Source organism: Mycolicibacterium sediminis, assembly GCF_010731735.1.
GTDB lineage: Bacteria > Actinomycetota > Actinomycetes > Mycobacteriales > Mycobacteriaceae > Mycobacterium > Mycobacterium sediminis.
Window position 1 is genome coordinate 610,152 of record NZ_AP022588.1, and the last position, 14,998, is coordinate 625,149.

Genomic DNA, 14,998 nt, shown 5'->3' on the forward strand with positions numbered 1-14,998 from the left:
ATGCTGACCCAGGCGGAGTCCGAAACCGGCCTGTCCGTCTACGGCGATCCGACTCTGCCGCAACGCTTCTCGATCGCGGTCGACCACCTGAACACGCTCGGTCTGGACGACGGCGGCGGCCGCCGCGCCGCCGAGACGTGCCGCTGGCTGCTGACGTCGCGGCTCGAGTTCTTCGCCGATCGCAGCCGCCATCCGATCGCCGACGAGCAGATCGACCGGCCCATGTTCGCCACCGGCGAGCCGCGGTCCGGCACGACGCTGATGCATGCGCTGATGTCGGTCGACCCCGCGTCGCGGGCGCTGCGGTTCTGGGAGGTGATGTACCCGTCGCCGCCACCGGGCCTGTCCCCCGACGACGGCCGCCGGGCGCGCGCGGACGACGATTGGCGCGAGATCAACGCGAAGATGCCGAAGTGGCTGCACAGCCACCCCTACAACGACATGCTCGGCGACGGGCTGCCCGAGGACGAGCGCACCTGGGCCTTCGACTTCCGCGTCATGACGCCCACCGCGTGGTGGCGCGTGCCCATGCAGACCCTCGTCGCCGGACTGCCCACCGACGCGGCCGCGCAGTACGCGATACACCGGGCGATGCTGCAGCACCTGCAGTTCGGCCGGACCCCGAAGCGCTGGGTGCTCAAGGGCTTTCACGGGTTCCGGCTCGCCGAGTTCTTCGCCGCCTACCCCGACGCCACCCTGGTGTGGCTGCACCGCGACCCCGTCCAGGTCGCGGCGTCGCGCACGATGATGATGGCCGACATCCTCGAAGGGATCGTCGGTCCGGTCGACCTGCGCGACCTCGCGCGCGACCACCTCGGGATGACCCGCGCGGGCGTGGCGAACACCATGACCAACCCGCTCGTCGACGACCCGCGGATCCTGCACGTGCGCTACACCGACTTCGTCGCCGACCCCGTCGGCACCGTCGGCCGCTTCTACGAGTTCAGCGGACGCGACCTGACCGCCGATGGCGACCACGCAATGCGGACCTACCTCGCGGAGAACCGCGGCGACCGGCATGGGACGTTCCGCTACTCCACGTCGCTGCTCACCGACATCGGCGAGGACCTCGCCGCGCTGCACGACGAATTCAGGCCGTTCCGAGAGCGATTCGGCGTCGAGGTCGAGAACCGTGACTGATCCGCGGCTCTCGCTGCACGCGGTCGGCTTCCTCGGTGCCGATCTCGACGAGTACGACGCACACTGGACGGCGCTCGGGCTGCGGCGGCTCAGCCTGGTCGACACGCAGTTGACCGACCCCGGCCTGGCCCCGCTGATCGCCCGCCGCGGGTACGCCGTCGACACCGTGTTCCACCTGTTCTCCTCCGCCGAACGGCTCGACCGCGTCGTCGACGCCGCCGCCGCGATCGGCACGCGGTGCGTCTACCTGCTGACCGGCGGCCGCGGCACCGCGACGTGGGAAGAGGCAGCCGAACGCTTCTGCGCGGCGGTCGCGCCCTGCCGCGCGCGCGCCGCGGACGCCGGTGTCGCACTGGCGATCGAGAACGCCTCGGCGCTCTACGCCGACATCCACGTCGCCCACACCCTGCGCGATACCGAGACGCTCGCCGACATGGCCGGACTCGACGTCGTCGTCGACCTGTTCCACTGCTGGACCGAGGCCGGGCTGATGGACACCGTGGCGCGAATCCTGCCGCGCATCAGGTCGATTCAGCTCAGCGACTACGTCCTCGGTGACCGTGCGCTGCCGGCGCGCGCGGTGCCGGGCGACGGCGCCGTCCCCATCGAACGGTTCGTCCGCGACGTCCTCGACCTGGGGTACCGAGGTGGCTTCGACCTCGAACTGATCGGCCCCCGCGTCGACGCCGAGGGCTCGGCCGCGGCCGCCCGCCGCGCGTGCGCGACCGTGTCGGCGATGCTGGAGCGGTGATGGCGTTCGGCGACGGTGGGTCCGACGAGCAGCTGCGCGACGCGTGGCACGCGTTCTGCGACCGTCTGCGCGACGCCGGCGACCACGCGTTCAAGGACCGCAACCCGGCCTCGGACCTGCAGCGCGCCGACGGCTTCCGCTTCCTCACCCAGAACCTCGGCCAGGCGTTCGACCTCGCGCTGGAGACCCGCGACCCGCGCTTCCCGCAGCTGCACGCGTTCTGCCATCCCACCCGCAAGCTCGGCGGCGACTGCGCCGACTTCACCTACCACCAGGCGTGGATCGACGGCGATTCGACCTATCGCATCAGCGGCACCCGCGGCGACGCACCGTTCCTCAACGTGACCGTGCAGGGCCCGCGGCGCGACGGCCCCGGCGTCCTGCACGACCCGTTCGGCGACGTGCCCGAGGCGAGCCTCACCGGTGCCGACCTGAGCGTGGCCACCGACGGCACGATCGAGGTGTTCGTCGGCGGGCCTGCGCGCGAGGGGAATTGGCTACCCACCACACCAGGATCGCGCAAGCTCTTCATCCGGCAGGGCTTCGACCGGTGGGACGAGACGCCCGCGCGCCTGTCGGTCGAGCGCGTCGACATGGACGGACCCAGGCCCCTGCCGACTCCGGGGACCATGATCGACGCGATCGACTGGGCGGGCACCTTCGTGACCGGGCTGATGACCGACTGGCCCGAGTTCCCGTTCGCCCACGGTGGCGTCGACGAGGACCATCCGAATGCGTTCCCGCCGTTGACGTCCGAGGACGGCGACGCGCTGCGCGGTCGCGCGGCGGTCAACATGCACTGGGTGCTCGGCCCCGACGAGGCGCTCATCGTCGAGTTCGACGCGCACGACGGACTCTGGATGTTGACGAACATGGGCGCCTTCTTCACGAGCATGGACTACCTCTACCGGCCCGTCGGGTTCACGCCCAGCCGGACCGCCGTCGACTCCGACGGCCGCATCCGGGTGGTGCTGGCCCACGACGATCCCGGGCTGCACAACTGGATGGACACCCAGGGCTTCGAGCGCGGCAACCTGACCTACCGGCACATGCTGGGCGGGCACCCGGTGCCCCTGCACACGCGGCTGGTCCGGCGGGCCGACCTCGCCGCCGCGCTCCCCGCCGACACCCGGACCGTCACGCCGGACGAACGCTCGGCGCTGACGCGGCAGCGGTTCGACGGGATCCGGCTGCGGTTCGGGCTCTGACGGTGGGGCCGCCTTCGACGCCCTGCACCCGATCGAGACCGCTGACGCCACCACGGTGAAGGAGTGCGTCATCTGCCGCAGCTTCAACGACCTAGACGGTCACTCGTGGCAGATCTTCTGGATCAACCCGGACGCCGACGCCGAACAGGAGGCCGACGCTCGTGGCGGTGGCGGAGGGATTTGAACCCCCGGTCGGTGTTAGCCGACTCTCGCTTTCAAGGCGAGTGCATTAGGCCGCTCTGCCACGCCACCGTCGTCAAGCCTAAACGGCTCAGACGCGGCCGAGCCTGGCGGGCGCGCCGTCGGACCGCAGACCCGCCCCGATCCGACGGCAGTTCTCCCCCATCGCCGCGATCTGGGTGCGGGACAGCCGATCCAGGAAGTGCGTCCGCACCCCGTCGCCATACGTCGCCAACGCGTCGCGGAGTACCTCTCGCCCCTTGTCGGTGATGGTGGCCAGCACCCCCCGGCCGTCGTCGGGGCTCGAGCAGCGCGTCACCAGGTTCTGCGACTCGAGCCGGTGGATCTGCCGGGTGACCCGACTCGGCAGTGACATCAATTCCTCGGCGAGATCGCCCATCCGGGCCGACCCGCCCGCCGCCTTGTCGAGGGCGTCGAGCAAACGAACGTCGTTCAGTGTCAAGCGATGTGACTCCACCAGCGCCTTGTTCAACGTGGCGTAGAGCCGCAGCGCGGCGTCCAGGAAGTTGTTCCACGACCGTTGTTCCGCGATGTCCAGCCCCGGCATGGCGCTCGCGGTGCGCCCTGCGATGATCCCCTCCATGGCGTCATAGTAGGACTGAAATCCCCGGGTAGTAGCGTTATGGACATGCGTGCAATCGTGGTCGAAAAGCCCGGTGACCTGCGTTGGCAGGAGGTTCCCGACGTCGTCGCCCGAGCCGGTGAGGTCGTCATCGACGTGGTGACCGCCGGCGTCAACCGCGCCGACCTCCTCCAGGCCGCCGGCAAATACCCGCCGCCGCCGGGGGCCAGCGAGATCCTCGGCCTCGAGGTGTCCGGACGGATCTCCGCCGTCGGCGAGGGCGTCGACGGCTGGAGCGTCGGGCAACCGGTCTGCGCGCTGCTCGCCGGCGGCGGCTACGCCGAGCGGGTCGCGGTGCCAGCAGCCCAGGTGATGCCGATCCCCGACGGCGTCGACCTGCACGCCGCCGCGGCGCTCCCCGAGGTCGCGTGCACGGTGTGGTCGAACGTCGTCATGACCGCCGGGCTGACGCCGCACCACTTCCTGCTGGTGCACGGCGGCGCCAGCGGCATCGGCACCCACGCCATCCAGGTGGCTCGCGCGATGGGGTGCCGGATCGCCGTCACCGCGGGATCGGAGAAGAAGCTGGACGCGTGCCGCGAACTGGGTGCCGACGTCCTGATCGACTACCGCGAACAGGACTTCGTCGAACGGGTTCGCGACGCGTCCGACGGCGCCGGGGTCGACGTGATCCTCGACATCATGGGCGCCTCCTACCTGGACCGCAACGTCGATGCACTGGCACCCGACGGCCGTCTCGTCGTCATCGGCTTTCAGGGCGGCGTCACGGGCGAACTGAACATCGGCAAGCTGCTCGGCAAGCGCGCCGGAGTGATCGCGACGGCGCTGCGGTCCCGTCCCGTCGACGGCCCGTCGGGCAAGGGCGCCATCATCTCCGAGGTCGTCGGGAACGTGTGGCCGATGATCGCCGCCGGCAGCGTCCGACCCATCGTCGGCGCCGAGTTGCCGATCACCGAGGTGGAAGAGGCGCACCGTCGGCTGGAGTCCAGCGAGGTGACCGGGAAGGTATTGCTCCGCGTCTCCGACTAGCCCAGCGAGGCCAGCGCGCGGACCAACTGGTCGACCTCGGCCATGGTCGTGTAGTGCGCCAGGCCGATCGTGACGGCGCCCCCGATGTCGTTGACGCCGATCACGTCGAGCACGCGCGAGTTGGTGTTGGCCACCGCCAGCACGCCGTTGTCGGCGAGACGCCGGACGACGCGATCGGCGGGCACGCCGTGCACCGCCAGGCTCAGCACCGGGATGCGCACCTCGGGCGCTCCGAGCGCCATCACCAGCGGCAGCGAGCGCAGGGCGGACAGCAGGTAGTCGAACAGCCGGTCCATGTACGTGGCCGCGGATTGCATTGACACCGCCAACCTCTCGCGACGGCTGCCGATGGCGGTCTCGTCGAGGTTGGCCAGGTACTCGACGCTCGCGACGACGCCGGCGAGCATGCCGTACTGGTGGACGCCGACCTCCAGGCGCGCGGCGCCCGTGGCCAGCGGGTCGAGGGAGACGGATCCGAAGGACTCGATCAGCGACGGGTCCTTGAACACCAACGCGCCGATCGGCGGGCCACCCCACGCGACGGCGTTCACCGCCACCACGTCGGCCTCGACGTCGTCGAGACCGATCAGCCGGTACGGCGCCGCGACCGAGTGGTCCACCACGACCAGACCGCTGTTCTCGTGCACCAGCTTGATGACCGGGCGCAGGTCCGTGACGGTGCCCAGCGACGAGGACGCCGACGTGATCGCGACCATCCGGGTGGGCTTGGTGATCAGGTTCTCCCACTGCCACGTCGGCAGCTCACCGGTCTCGATGTCGACCTCGGCCCACTTGACCTTCGCGCCGTACCGGTTCGCAGCGCGCAGCCACGGGGCGATGTTCGCTTCGTCATCGAGTCGCGTCACCACCATCTCGTAGCCGAGCCCGACCCGCGACGACGCCGCGTCGGCCAGCGACGTCAGCAGGATCGCGCGGTCCGCGCCGAGCACGACGCCCGCGGGGTCGCCACCGACGAGGTCGGCGACGGCCTGGCGCGCGGCGGCCAGCACCGCGGCACTGCGTTGCGCGGCGGGGTGCGGACCGACGTCCGTGGTGAGAGAACCGCGGAAGGCGGTGGAGACCGTGGTGGCGACGGAGTCGGGCAGGAGCATGCCGTAGGGCGCATCGAAGTGCACCCAACCGTCGCCCAGCGACGGGTGCAGACCGCGCACCCGGGCGACGTCATATGCCATGCCAGCCACCTTCGAGCATCTGAAAATCGCCACCCATGGCGATCCCGGGAGGTGCCCGCGCGCATCCGTGCCGCGCCGAACCGGGTCACCTGGGCAGCCATACTAGTGCAGTGAGCTTGACGGCTGGGGTGCTGGTGGCGTGGTTGTTGCTGGTCATCCCGGGAGCAATCGTCGCGCGCGCGGGCCAGCTAACGTGGCCGGTCGCCGTGGCGGTCGGCGCCCCCCTGACCTCCGGCGTGGTGGCCCTCGCCATCCTGCCGATGGGCGCCCTGGGCGTCCCGTGGAACGGGTGGACCGCGCTCGCGGCCCTACTGCTGGTCGTGATCGCGGTCACAGTGCTGCAGGTGGTGCTGCGGCGGTTCCGCGACCCCGCTGCCGAGGGTCGCGCGATGGCGCGCGGACCGGCCGTGTTCGTCGCCGGCGGGGTGATCCTGGGGGCCGTGCTCATCGGCTACGCCGTCGTTAGCGGGCTGACCCACTGGCAAAGCGTCCCCAGCAACTGGGACTCCGTCTGGCACGCGAACACCATCCGGTTCATCCTCGACACCGGTCAGGCGTCCCCGACGCACATGGGCGAACTTCGGAACGTCGAGACCAGGGACGCGCTCTACTACCCCTCGGCGTTCCACGCGCTGGCCGCCATCCAGTGCCAACTCGCCGGTACCGCCGCCACGACGGCGTACACCCTGCACTCCCTGATCGCCGCCATCTGGCTGTTCCCGGTGAGCGCCGCCGCCCTGACCTGGGTCGTGCTTCGGCCTCGCATCGAGGACCAGTGGACGGTGGCGGGCTGCGCTGCCGCCGCGTCCGCGCTGACGGCCTCGTTCACCGCCGTGCCGTACGTCGAATTCGACACCGCCTCGATGCCGAACATGACGGCCTATGGCCTCGCGGTACCCACCATGGCCCTGGTCGTGTCGGCGCTGCGGCACCGCGATCGCGTCCCGTTGGCCGTGCTGGCCCTGCTCGGCATCTTCTCCGTGCACATCACCGGTGGCGTCGTGACCGTGACGTTCGTCGCCGCGTGGTGGCTACTGGACGGGTTGTGGCGACCGGTGCGCGGCCGGATGGCCGACGTCGTCACCCTGCTGCTGATGGCGGTGCCCTCGGTGGTGCTGCTGCTGCCGCAGTTCGTGGGCGTCCTTCAGCAGGCCGAGATCATCGCGGGACACGAGTTCGTCACCGGCCAGAGCAGGAAGCGGGTCCTGTTCGACGCCGTCGTGCAGCACACGCGGCACCTCAACGACTATCCGATCCAGAACATGCTGATTCTGCTGGCCGCGCTCGGTGGGCTCTACCTGCTGATCCGCCGGATCTGGTGGCCGCTGGCGATCTGGCTGCTGCTCGTCGTGTCGATCGTGCACTCGTCGGTGCCGTTCGGCGGACCGGTCGGCCGGATCACCGCGTTGTTCAGCGACCTGTTCTACAGCGATCCGCGGCGCCTCTCGGCGGTCGTCGCCATGCTGCTGGCGCCCATGGCGGGCATTGCGCTGTACGTCGGCGTGCGATTCCTCGCCGACCAGTGCAGGCGGGTCGCGCCGCGTCCCTCGCCTCGGGTCTGGCAGGCGGCCACCGCGGTGCTCCTCGTCGTCGCCACCGTCGGACTGTCCTGGCACTACCTTCCCCGGCACCGGTACCTGATCGGCGAGAAGTACGACCAGGTGATGATCGGCGACAAGGACCTCGAGGCGATCGCCCACCTCGCCGCGCTGCCCGGGGCCCACGACACCCTGATCGGCAACGCCAACGTCGACGGCACCGCATGGATGTACGCGGTCGCCGGACTGCACCCGCTGTGGACCCACTACGACTATCCGCAGCAGCAGGGGCCGGGGTACGACCGCTTCATCTTCTGGGCCTATGCCGACGACGCCGACACCGACCCCAGAGTCGCCGAGGCGGTGCGGGCGCTGAACATCCGCTACGTCCTGACCAGCAGAACGGTCGTGCGAGGGTTCGTGATGCCCGACGGGCTAGTGTCGCTAGACGCGTCGAGGTCGTGGAAGAAGATCTACGACAACGGCAAGGATCGAATCTACGAATGGCAGGGAACACACTCCGCATGACAACCGACGACAACGACTTCGAGATCATCGACGACGGCCCCTCGGTCCATGGCCAGGACGACGGCAAGTCCCTGACCGACCTCGTGGAACAGCCCGCGAAGGTCATGCGCATCGGCACGATGATCAAGCAACTCCTCGAGGAGGTGCGCGCCGCACCGCTCGACGAGGCCAGCCGCACCAAGCTGCGCGACATCCACCGCACCAGCATCAGCGAACTCGAGGACGGGCTCGCCCCCGAACTGCGCGACGAGCTGGAGCGCCTGACCCTGCCGTTCGGCGAGGACACCGTCCCGTCCGACGCCGAACTGCGCATTGCGCAGGCACAGCTCGTCGGGTGGCTCGAAGGACTGTTCCACGGCATCCAGACCGCGCTGTTCGCCCAGCAGATGGCCGCGCGCCAGCAGCTCGAGCAGATGCGCCAGGGCGCGCTGCCGCCAGGCGTCGGGGGCCCCGGCGCCGGGCCCGGCCCTCGGGGACCCGGGTCCTCGAGCGGGACCGGCCAGTACCTCTAGGCGCTGGGCGGACGTGACAGTGGCGGAGCCACACATCTCGACCCAGAACGCATGGGTGGAGTTCCCGATCTTCGACGCCAAGTCGCGGTCGCTGAAGAAGGCGTTCCTCGGCAAGGCCGGCGGGACCATCGGTCGCAACGACTCGAACGTCGTCGTGATCGAGGCACTGCGGGACATCACGCTGTCCCTGAAGATGGGTGACCGGGTGGGCCTCGTCGGCCACAACGGCGCGGGGAAGTCGACGCTGCTGCGGCTGCTGTCGGGCATCTACGAGCCCACCCGCGGCTCGGCGACCGTCACCGGCCGGGTGGCGCCCGTCTTCGACCTGGGCGTCGGCATGGATCCCGAGATCTCGGGGTTCGAGAACATCGTCATCCGCGGCATGTTCCTGGGCCAGACCCGCAAGCAGATGGCGGCCAAGGTCGACGAGATCGCGGAGTTCACCGAACTCGGCGACTACCTGTCGATGCCCCTGCGCACCTACTCCACCGGCATGCGGGTGCGGCTCGCCATGGGCGTGGTGACGAGCATCGACCCGGAGATCCTGCTGCTCGACGAGGGCATCGGCGCCGTCGACGCCGAGTTCATGAAGAAGGCGCGCACGCGTCTGCAGGATCTGGTGGCACGCTCCGGAATCCTGGTGTTCGCCAGCCACTCCAACGAGTTCCTGGCCCAGCTGTGCGATACCGCGATGTGGGTGGATCACGGCACGATCCGGATGGCCGGCGGCATCGAGGACGTGGTCCGCGCCTACGAGGGTGACGACGCCGCCCATCACGTCCGCGAGATCATCGCGGAGAACAAGCGCACGGACGTCCCGCGTGAGTGACGCGGCGCCCGCTGAGCGTGTGGTAGCGGTCGTCGTCACCCACCGGCGCCTCGACACCCTGACCGAGTCGCTGGCGGCGGTGAGCGGTCAGACCCGCCCCGCCGACCACCTGATCGTCGTCGACAACGACGCCGACGAGCGGGTGCGCGAGCTGGTCGACGCGCAACCGCTGCCGACCACCTATCTCGGCTCGCGCCGAAACCTCGGTGGCGCAGGGGGTTTCGCGCTGGGCATGTTGCACGCGCTGGCGCTCGGCGCGGACTGGGTCTGGCTCGCCGACGACGACGGCCGGCCTGCAGACGCCTCCGTGCTCGGGACGTTGCTCGGCTGCGCCGCTGCACACGGGCTGGCGCAGGTGTCACCGATGGTGTGCGACATGGACGATCCGGCCCGGCTGGCGTTTCCGCTGCGGCGCGGTCTGGTGTGGCGGCGGCGGGTGTCGGAGTTGCGCGTCGACGGCGGGAGCGACCTCCTGCCCGGCATCGCGTCGCTGTTCAACGGCGCCCTGTTCCGCGCGTCGGCGGTGGAGGCCGTCGGCGTCCCGGACCTCCGACTGTTCGTCCGCGGCGACGAGGTGGACGTCCACCGGCGACTGGTGCTGTCGGGCCTGCCGTTCGGCACCTGCCTGGACGCCACCTACCTGCACCCGCAGGGCGGCGACGAGTTCAAGCCGATCCTCGGCGGGCGGATGCACACGCAGTACCCGCCCGACCCGACGAAGCGGTACTTCACCTACCGCAACCGCGGCTACCTGCAGTCGCAGCGCGGCATGCGCAGGCTGGTCCCCCAGGAGTGGCTGCGGTTCGGCTGGTTCTTCCTGGTGACCCAGCGCGACCCCGCCGGTCTCGCCGAGTGGATCAGGTTGCGGCGGTTGGGAAGACGCGAGCGGTTCGGCGGCCGGGCCGAGCGGAGCGACAAGGACGTGGGCCGGGGCGAAGAGAGTAGGGCGAGATGACGTTCACCGACGCGGCTGCGCAGTCGAAGACGATGTCGCGCGCGTGGGGCGACCTGGTGTCCGGGTTCGGCAAGCGGGAACTGTGGCTGCACCTCGGCTGGCAGGACATCAAGCAGCGCTATCGGCGCTCCGTCCTCGGTCCGATCTGGATCACGATCGCCACCGGCACCATGGCCGTCGCGCTCGGCGGGCTGTACTCGAAGCTGTTCAACCTCGAGCTGTCCGAGCACCTGCCCTACGTGACGCTCGGGCTGATCATCTGGAACCTGATCAACGCCAGCATCCTCGAGGGCGCCGACGTCTTCGTCGCCAACGAGGGCCTGATCAAGCAGCTGCCGACGCCGCTGTCGGTGCACGTGTACCGGCTGGTGTGGCGGCAGGTGATCCTGTTCGCCCACAACATCGTCATCTTCGTGATCATCGCGATGATCTATCCGCAGCCGTGGAAGTGGACCGACCTGTCGTTCATCCCCGCGCTGGCGCTGATCGTCGTGAACTGCGTGTGGGTGGCGCTGTGCTTCGGCATCCTCGCCACCCGCTACCGCGACATCAGTCCGCTGCTCTTCAGCCTGGTGCAGCTGCTGTTCTACATGACGCCGATCATCTGGAACGACCAGACGCTGCGCGATCAGGGTGCCGGCGGGTGGGCGAAGATCATCGAGTTCAACCCGCTGCTGCACTACTTGGACATCGTGCGGGCGCCGCTGCTGGGCGCCGACCAGGAGCTGCACCACTGGGTGGTCGTGATCGTGCTGACCATCGTCGGCTGGACCGTGACCGCCTTCGCGATGAAGCAGTACCGCGCCCGCGTGCCGTACTGGGTGTGAGCGCCACCGCCCCTCGACGAACGTGCGAGTACGGCGGCCCTGCGGCCGAAATCCCGCCACCACCGCACGTTCGGCTCACGGGAACGACGCTGGCGCAGGCGGGCTTCGCGTCGAGTTCTGCACGAGCGTCGTCGACGCGGGCGGACGACGACGCTGGTGCAGACGTCGCGGGCTAGCGGCGCGGGGCCTTCATCCTCGTCGCCACGTTGAACCGGTTCCAGGCGTTGATGGTGACGGCCATCGCGATCACCTGAGCGAGTTCCCGCTCGCTGAACACCGCGGCGGCCGTCGCGTACACCTCGTCGGAAACGTGCCCGTGGTGAAGCTCGGTGATGGCCTCGGTCAGCTCGAGGGCGGCGCGCTCGCGGTCGGTGAACAGGTCGCCCGCCTCCTCCCACGCGGCGACGAGCGCGAGCCGCTGCTCGGTCTCGCCCTGCTTACGGGCATCGGCGACGTGCATGTCGAGGCAGAAGGCGCAGTGGTTGATCTGGCTGGCCCGGATCTTGATCAGCTCGCCGATGGTGGGGTCGATCTCCGCGGCCGACGCGGTCGACAGCTTCATCATCGCGTCGTAGAGGCCGGGCGCGACCTTGTAGATGGACAGCCGGTCGATGGCGGTGGGGTGTTCGAGTGTCTGTGTCATGCCATCGACGATAGGCCGCAAAGAACCGCCCATCTGGTGCAATCCACGCGTCTCTTCGTGGGCCAATTCCGCCGTTACGCGGCGCCGACCCGGCGCAGTGCCTCGTCGAGACTCGTGACCACGTCGACGAGGTCGTCGATGCCCGCGACGCTCAGGGGCTGGCTCGTACCCGGCCCGTCCGCGACCACCGCGTAGCCGACCGTGGGCCCCAGCATCCGCATGGTCGTCACCAGCACCTGCATGCCGGCCGACGCCAGCAGGTCGACGTCGGTGAAGTCGAAGACGAACCCGGTCGGCTTCTTTTGCACGGCAACGGCGGCCGCGCCGTAGAGCCGGGGCGCGGACTCGGTGTCGATGGACCCGGATGCCGACACGACCACCACGCGACCGTGCCAGGTCTCCGTGGTGGTGAAGCCGTTGATCGGTCCTCCTCGAGTGGGTGCGGGCGACCCGTGCCAGTCTCCCAGAGCAGACCCCTGCCACCACCGGCCGAAGTTCAATCGGAACCGTTCGGTGACCTGACCGCGCCACGCCCGACGCCGAGAACGGCGTGCTTGAATGCGCCGGTGACCTCATGGGCCGATTCCGGTGCCCGCGACCTGCACCTCGAGTTGCGCGACGCCATCACCCCCGGCGCGCGCGGAGCCCGCGACCTCCTGCTCGACGCCCTGCGCGACGCCGTCCGCAGCGGCCGTCTCGCCACCGGCACCGTGCTTCCCCCGTCCCGAAGCCTGGCGACGGATCTCGGCCTGGCCCGCAACACCGTGGCCGAGGCGTACGCCGAACTCGTCGCCGAGGGCTGGCTGGGATCACGGCAGGGCGCGGGCACGTGGGTGCTCGACCGCGGCGCCGCCCCGCCACCGGCACGCCCGCGCGGCACCCCCGGCACGCCCACCCACAACCTGATGCCCGGCTCACCCGACGTCGCGGAGTTCCCCCGCAGGGCCTGGCTCGCGTCCACCCGCAGAGCCCTGTCGACGGCTCCCACCGAGGCGCTGCGCATGGGCGATCCACGCGGGCGCGTCGAGCTGCGCGAGGCGCTCGCCGAATACCTCGGCCGGGTCCGCGGCGTCCGCACCACGCCGGACTCGATCGTGATCTCGGCGGGCACCCGTACCGCGGTCGACATCCTCGGGCGGGCCGTGGGCGGACCGATCGCCGTCGAGGCCTACGGCCTCTTCCTGTTCCGCGATGCCCTCGCCGCGGTCGGCGTGGCCACCACCCCGATCGGCGTCGACGACCACGGTGCCGTCGTCGCCGACCTCGACCGAACCGATTGCGTCGCAACGCTCCTCACACCGGCTCACCACTTCCCGCACGGTGTGCCGCTGCACCCGTCGCGCCGGAAGGCGGTGCTCGAGTGGGCGCGACGCACCGGCGGCTACGTGTTCGAGGACGACTACGACGGCGAGTTCCGGTACGACCGACAACCCGTCGGCTCGGTCCAGGGCCTCGCTCCCGACCGTGTCGCGTATCTCGGCTCCACGAGCAAGAGCCTCGCCCCTGCGCTGCGGCTGGGCTGGATGGTCCTGCCCGACGACCTCGTCGACCGAGTCCTGGCGGCGCAGGGCGGCCAGCAGTTCCACGTCAACGGGATCGTGCAGCTGACGATGGCCGACTTCATCTCGAAAGGCAGCTACGACAAGCACATTCGTCGCATGCGGCTGCGCTACCGTCGACGCCGCGATCGACTGGTCGAGGCGCTCGCACCCTTCGACGTCGGCATCAGCGGTCTGTCGGCCGGCCTGCATCTGCTTCTCGTGCTGCCGCCGGGCAGCGAAGCGGAGGTGTTGCGTCGCGCTGGCGAGGCCGGGATCGCGCTGTCGGGCCTCGCCGTGTCGAGACACCCCGACGCGGGACCGGAGACACCGCGCACCGACGGCATCGTCGTCAACTTCGGGACGCCCGCCGAGCATGCCTTCGGTCCCGCCGTCGACGCACTGTGCCGGGTACTGGCGAGCAGTCTGCGCCGCTGACGATCACGGTGCCGGCCGGTAAGACCCCGGCGGGCTGCCCGTCCAGCGGCGGAAGGCCCTGCGGAACGCGCTGGACTCCGAGAAGCCGAGCCTGCTCGACACCTCCTCGATCGACTCGGTGCCCCGCACCAGGGCCGCGATGGCCTCGTCGCGGAGGACGTCGTCCCGGATCTGGCGGAAGGTCGTGCCCTCCTCGCGCAGCTGACGGCGCAGGTGTTGGGCGCTGACGCTCAGCGGCCTCGCGACGTCCTCCACCGAGACCGCCTCCACCGCCCGCCGTTCGATGAGCTTCCGGACGCGGCTCGCGGTCGTGGGCTTGTAGTCCTGCCGGACGAACAGCGACGTCGGCAACTGCCCGATCATCTCCAGCAACTCGTCCTCACCGCGCACCAGCGGAGCGGCGAGGTAGGGCGTGGCAAAACTGATGGCCGCCTGAGGCGCGTCGAAGGTGGGGGCGACGCCGAACACGGCCGTGAACTCAGCGGCGTGGGTGGGCGGCGGACCGGGCAGGTCGACCGCCGTCAACGTGATCTGCCTCCCGATCAGCCATGCCGCGAACCGGTGACCGACCGTCATCCCGACGGCCATGACGAGTTGCCCTTCGGCCTCCTGACCGGTGCCCGCGAAACTCAGGCGCGCCGTGCGTCCGTCGTCGGACATGTCGCTGACGTCGACGCCCATGCCGATGCCCGAGAACTCGACGAGCCTGGCCAACGCGGTCGACAGGTCGGGCGCATGGATCAGACCCAGGGTCACCATCCGGAACGTCCCTCGCGGAACGGGTTTCGGGCCGATCCCGATCAGCTCGTCACCCGTGGCGTCCCACAGCGCGACGATCAGTCGCTCGGCCTGCGACCGGGTGACCCTGGCCGCGTCCTGGGCGAGCAGGTCGGACGGAATGCCCGCCTGGTCGAGCACGACCTGGACGTCGAGTCCCCGCGCCCGGGCCGGCTCCAGGGCCGAGCGGACGAACTGAATCGCGACCGTATGGCCTGCCACAGGCAGAAGCTACCCCACCGATGCGCGGTTGGGTCACACATGACGCTAGGTGTGGTCATTACCGGCGCGGGTCGGGATTCATACCG

16 protein-coding genes and 1 tRNA gene are annotated in these 14,998 nt (G+C 70.1%); 11 read left to right on the top strand and 6 right to left on the bottom strand.

The window, feature by feature from the left end; all coding sequences use genetic code 11:
• The 4 genes from G6N64_RS03045 to G6N64_RS30450 are packed head-to-tail and all read left to right on the top strand — an operon-like array spanning position 1 to position 3,283.
• On the top strand, positions 1-1,140 hold the full coding sequence (locus G6N64_RS03045; RefSeq protein ID WP_163801398.1) for a sulfotransferase family protein: 1,140 nt from the start codon (positions 1-3) through the stop codon (positions 1,138-1,140).
• Entirely contained in the window at positions 1,133-1,891 is a 759-nt protein-coding gene (locus tag G6N64_RS03050) for a sugar phosphate isomerase/epimerase family protein (protein WP_174266726.1), read from the top strand. The genes G6N64_RS03045 and G6N64_RS03050 overlap by 8 nt, the downstream gene beginning before the upstream one ends.
• Entirely contained in the window at positions 1,891-3,099 is a 1,209-nt protein-coding gene (locus G6N64_RS03055) for a DUF1214 domain-containing protein (RefSeq protein ID WP_163795548.1), read from the top strand. The genes G6N64_RS03050 and G6N64_RS03055 overlap by 1 nt, the downstream gene beginning before the upstream one ends.
• A gap of 55 nt (positions 3,100-3,154) precedes the next feature.
• Positions 3,155-3,283 carry a hypothetical protein gene (locus G6N64_RS30450; protein WP_264002352.1) on the top strand — a complete coding sequence of 43 codons (129 nt, stop codon included), beginning with the start codon at positions 3,155-3,157 and terminating at the stop codon, positions 3,281-3,283.
• Here the strand turns inward: G6N64_RS30450 and G6N64_RS03060 are convergent.
• Together G6N64_RS03060 and G6N64_RS03065 are read right to left on the bottom strand one after the other, a co-directional pair.
• Positions 3,262-3,351, bottom strand: a tRNA-Ser gene (locus G6N64_RS03060). The genes G6N64_RS30450 and G6N64_RS03060 overlap by 22 nt on opposite strands.
• Positions 3,352-3,370: 19 nt before the next feature.
• Entirely contained in the window at positions 3,371-3,883 is a 513-nt protein-coding gene (locus tag G6N64_RS03065) for a MarR family winged helix-turn-helix transcriptional regulator (RefSeq protein ID WP_163795549.1), read from the bottom strand.
• Positions 3,884-3,928: 45 nt separating this feature from the next.
• Here G6N64_RS03065 and G6N64_RS03070 point away from each other — a divergent pair, with 45 nt between their 5' ends.
• On the top strand, positions 3,929-4,912 hold the full coding sequence (locus G6N64_RS03070) for an NAD(P)H-quinone oxidoreductase (RefSeq protein WP_163795550.1): 984 nt from the start codon (positions 3,929-3,931) through the stop codon (positions 4,910-4,912).
• On the opposite strand, the gene G6N64_RS03075 is transcribed toward G6N64_RS03070, so the two are convergent.
• Positions 4,909-6,105, bottom strand: a complete 1,197-nt coding sequence (locus tag G6N64_RS03075; RefSeq protein ID WP_163795551.1) for a cysteine desulfurase-like protein — start codon at positions 6,103-6,105, stop codon at positions 4,909-4,911. The two genes, G6N64_RS03070 and G6N64_RS03075, sit on opposite strands and share 4 nt — an antisense overlap.
• Before the next feature lie 110 nt (positions 6,106-6,215).
• Here G6N64_RS03075 and G6N64_RS03080 point away from each other — a divergent pair, with 110 nt between their 5' ends.
• Genes G6N64_RS03080 through wzm form a run of 5 tightly spaced genes read left to right on the top strand, consistent with a single transcriptional unit; the run spans position 6,216 to position 11,294 of the window.
• Positions 6,216-8,171: a DUF6541 family protein gene (locus G6N64_RS03080; RefSeq protein ID WP_163795552.1), complete on the top strand. Its 1,956-nt coding sequence runs from the start codon at positions 6,216-6,218 to the stop codon at positions 8,169-8,171.
• Positions 8,168-8,683, top strand: coding sequence for a bacterial proteasome activator family protein (locus G6N64_RS03085; RefSeq protein WP_246230905.1), 516 nt, complete (start codon positions 8,168-8,170; stop codon positions 8,681-8,683). The genes G6N64_RS03080 and G6N64_RS03085 overlap by 4 nt, the downstream gene beginning before the upstream one ends.
• Positions 8,684-8,702: 19 nt before the next feature.
• On the top strand, positions 8,703-9,512 hold the full coding sequence (gene wzt / locus G6N64_RS03090) for a galactan export ABC transporter ATP-binding subunit Wzt/RfbE (protein WP_174266745.1): 810 nt from the start codon (positions 8,703-8,705) through the stop codon (positions 9,510-9,512).
• Complete coding sequence (gene glfT1 / locus G6N64_RS03095; RefSeq protein ID WP_163795555.1) at positions 9,505-10,467, top strand: galactofuranosyltransferase GlfT1; 963 nt, start codon at positions 9,505-9,507, stop codon at positions 10,465-10,467. Before wzt ends, glfT1 begins: the two co-directional genes overlap by 8 nt.
• On the top strand, positions 10,464-11,294 hold the full coding sequence (gene wzm / locus G6N64_RS03100; RefSeq protein WP_163795556.1) for a galactan export ABC transporter permease subunit Wzm/RfbD: 831 nt from the start codon (positions 10,464-10,466) through the stop codon (positions 11,292-11,294). Before glfT1 ends, wzm begins: the two co-directional genes overlap by 4 nt.
• Before the next feature lie 172 nt (positions 11,295-11,466).
• On the opposite strand, the gene G6N64_RS03105 is transcribed toward wzm, so the two are convergent.
• Both G6N64_RS03105 and G6N64_RS03110 read right to left on the bottom strand, forming a co-directional pair.
• Positions 11,467-11,937: a carboxymuconolactone decarboxylase family protein gene (locus G6N64_RS03105; RefSeq protein WP_163795557.1), complete on the bottom strand. Its 471-nt coding sequence runs from the start codon at positions 11,935-11,937 to the stop codon at positions 11,467-11,469.
• 74 nt (positions 11,938-12,011) lie between these two features.
• Positions 12,012-12,317: an STAS domain-containing protein gene (locus G6N64_RS03110; protein WP_246230906.1), complete on the bottom strand. Its 306-nt coding sequence runs from the start codon at positions 12,315-12,317 to the stop codon at positions 12,012-12,014.
• Positions 12,318-12,503: 186 nt separating this feature from the next.
• Here G6N64_RS03110 and pdxR point away from each other — a divergent pair, with 186 nt between their 5' ends.
• On the top strand, positions 12,504-13,913 hold the full coding sequence (gene pdxR / locus G6N64_RS03115; protein WP_163795558.1) for a MocR-like pyridoxine biosynthesis transcription factor PdxR: 1,410 nt from the start codon (positions 12,504-12,506) through the stop codon (positions 13,911-13,913).
• 3 nt (positions 13,914-13,916) lie between these two features.
• On the opposite strand, the gene G6N64_RS03120 is transcribed toward pdxR, so the two are convergent.
• Positions 13,917-14,912: an AraC family transcriptional regulator gene (locus G6N64_RS03120; protein ID WP_163795559.1), complete on the bottom strand. Its 996-nt coding sequence runs from the start codon at positions 14,910-14,912 to the stop codon at positions 13,917-13,919.
• Between the last annotated feature and the right edge of the window lie 86 nt (positions 14,913-14,998).

What these genes read in the sequence shown, in the direction of transcription:
- G6N64_RS03045 (WP_163801398.1), top strand. Translation starts at nt 1, where the DNA reads ATGCTGACCCAGGCGGAGTCCGAAACCGGCCTGTCCGTCTACGGCGAT.
- G6N64_RS03055 (WP_163795548.1), top strand. Translation starts at nt 1,891, where the DNA reads ATGGCGTTCGGCGACGGTGGGTCCGACGAGCAGCTGCGCGACGCGTGG.
- G6N64_RS03065 (WP_163795549.1), bottom strand. Translation starts at nt 3,883, where the DNA reads ATGGAGGGGATCATCGCAGGGCGCACCGCGAGCGCCATGCCGGGGCTG.
- G6N64_RS03070 (WP_163795550.1), top strand. Translation starts at nt 3,929, where the DNA reads ATGCGTGCAATCGTGGTCGAAAAGCCCGGTGACCTGCGTTGGCAGGAG.
- G6N64_RS03075 (WP_163795551.1), bottom strand. Translation starts at nt 6,105, where the DNA reads ATGGCATATGACGTCGCCCGGGTGCGCGGTCTGCACCCGTCGCTGGGC.
- G6N64_RS03085 (WP_246230905.1), top strand. Translation starts at nt 8,168, where the DNA reads ATGACAACCGACGACAACGACTTCGAGATCATCGACGACGGCCCCTCG.
- wzm (WP_163795556.1), top strand. Translation starts at nt 10,464, where the DNA reads ATGACGTTCACCGACGCGGCTGCGCAGTCGAAGACGATGTCGCGCGCG.
- G6N64_RS03105 (WP_163795557.1), bottom strand. Translation starts at nt 11,937, where the DNA reads ATGACACAGACACTCGAACACCCCACCGCCATCGACCGGCTGTCCATC.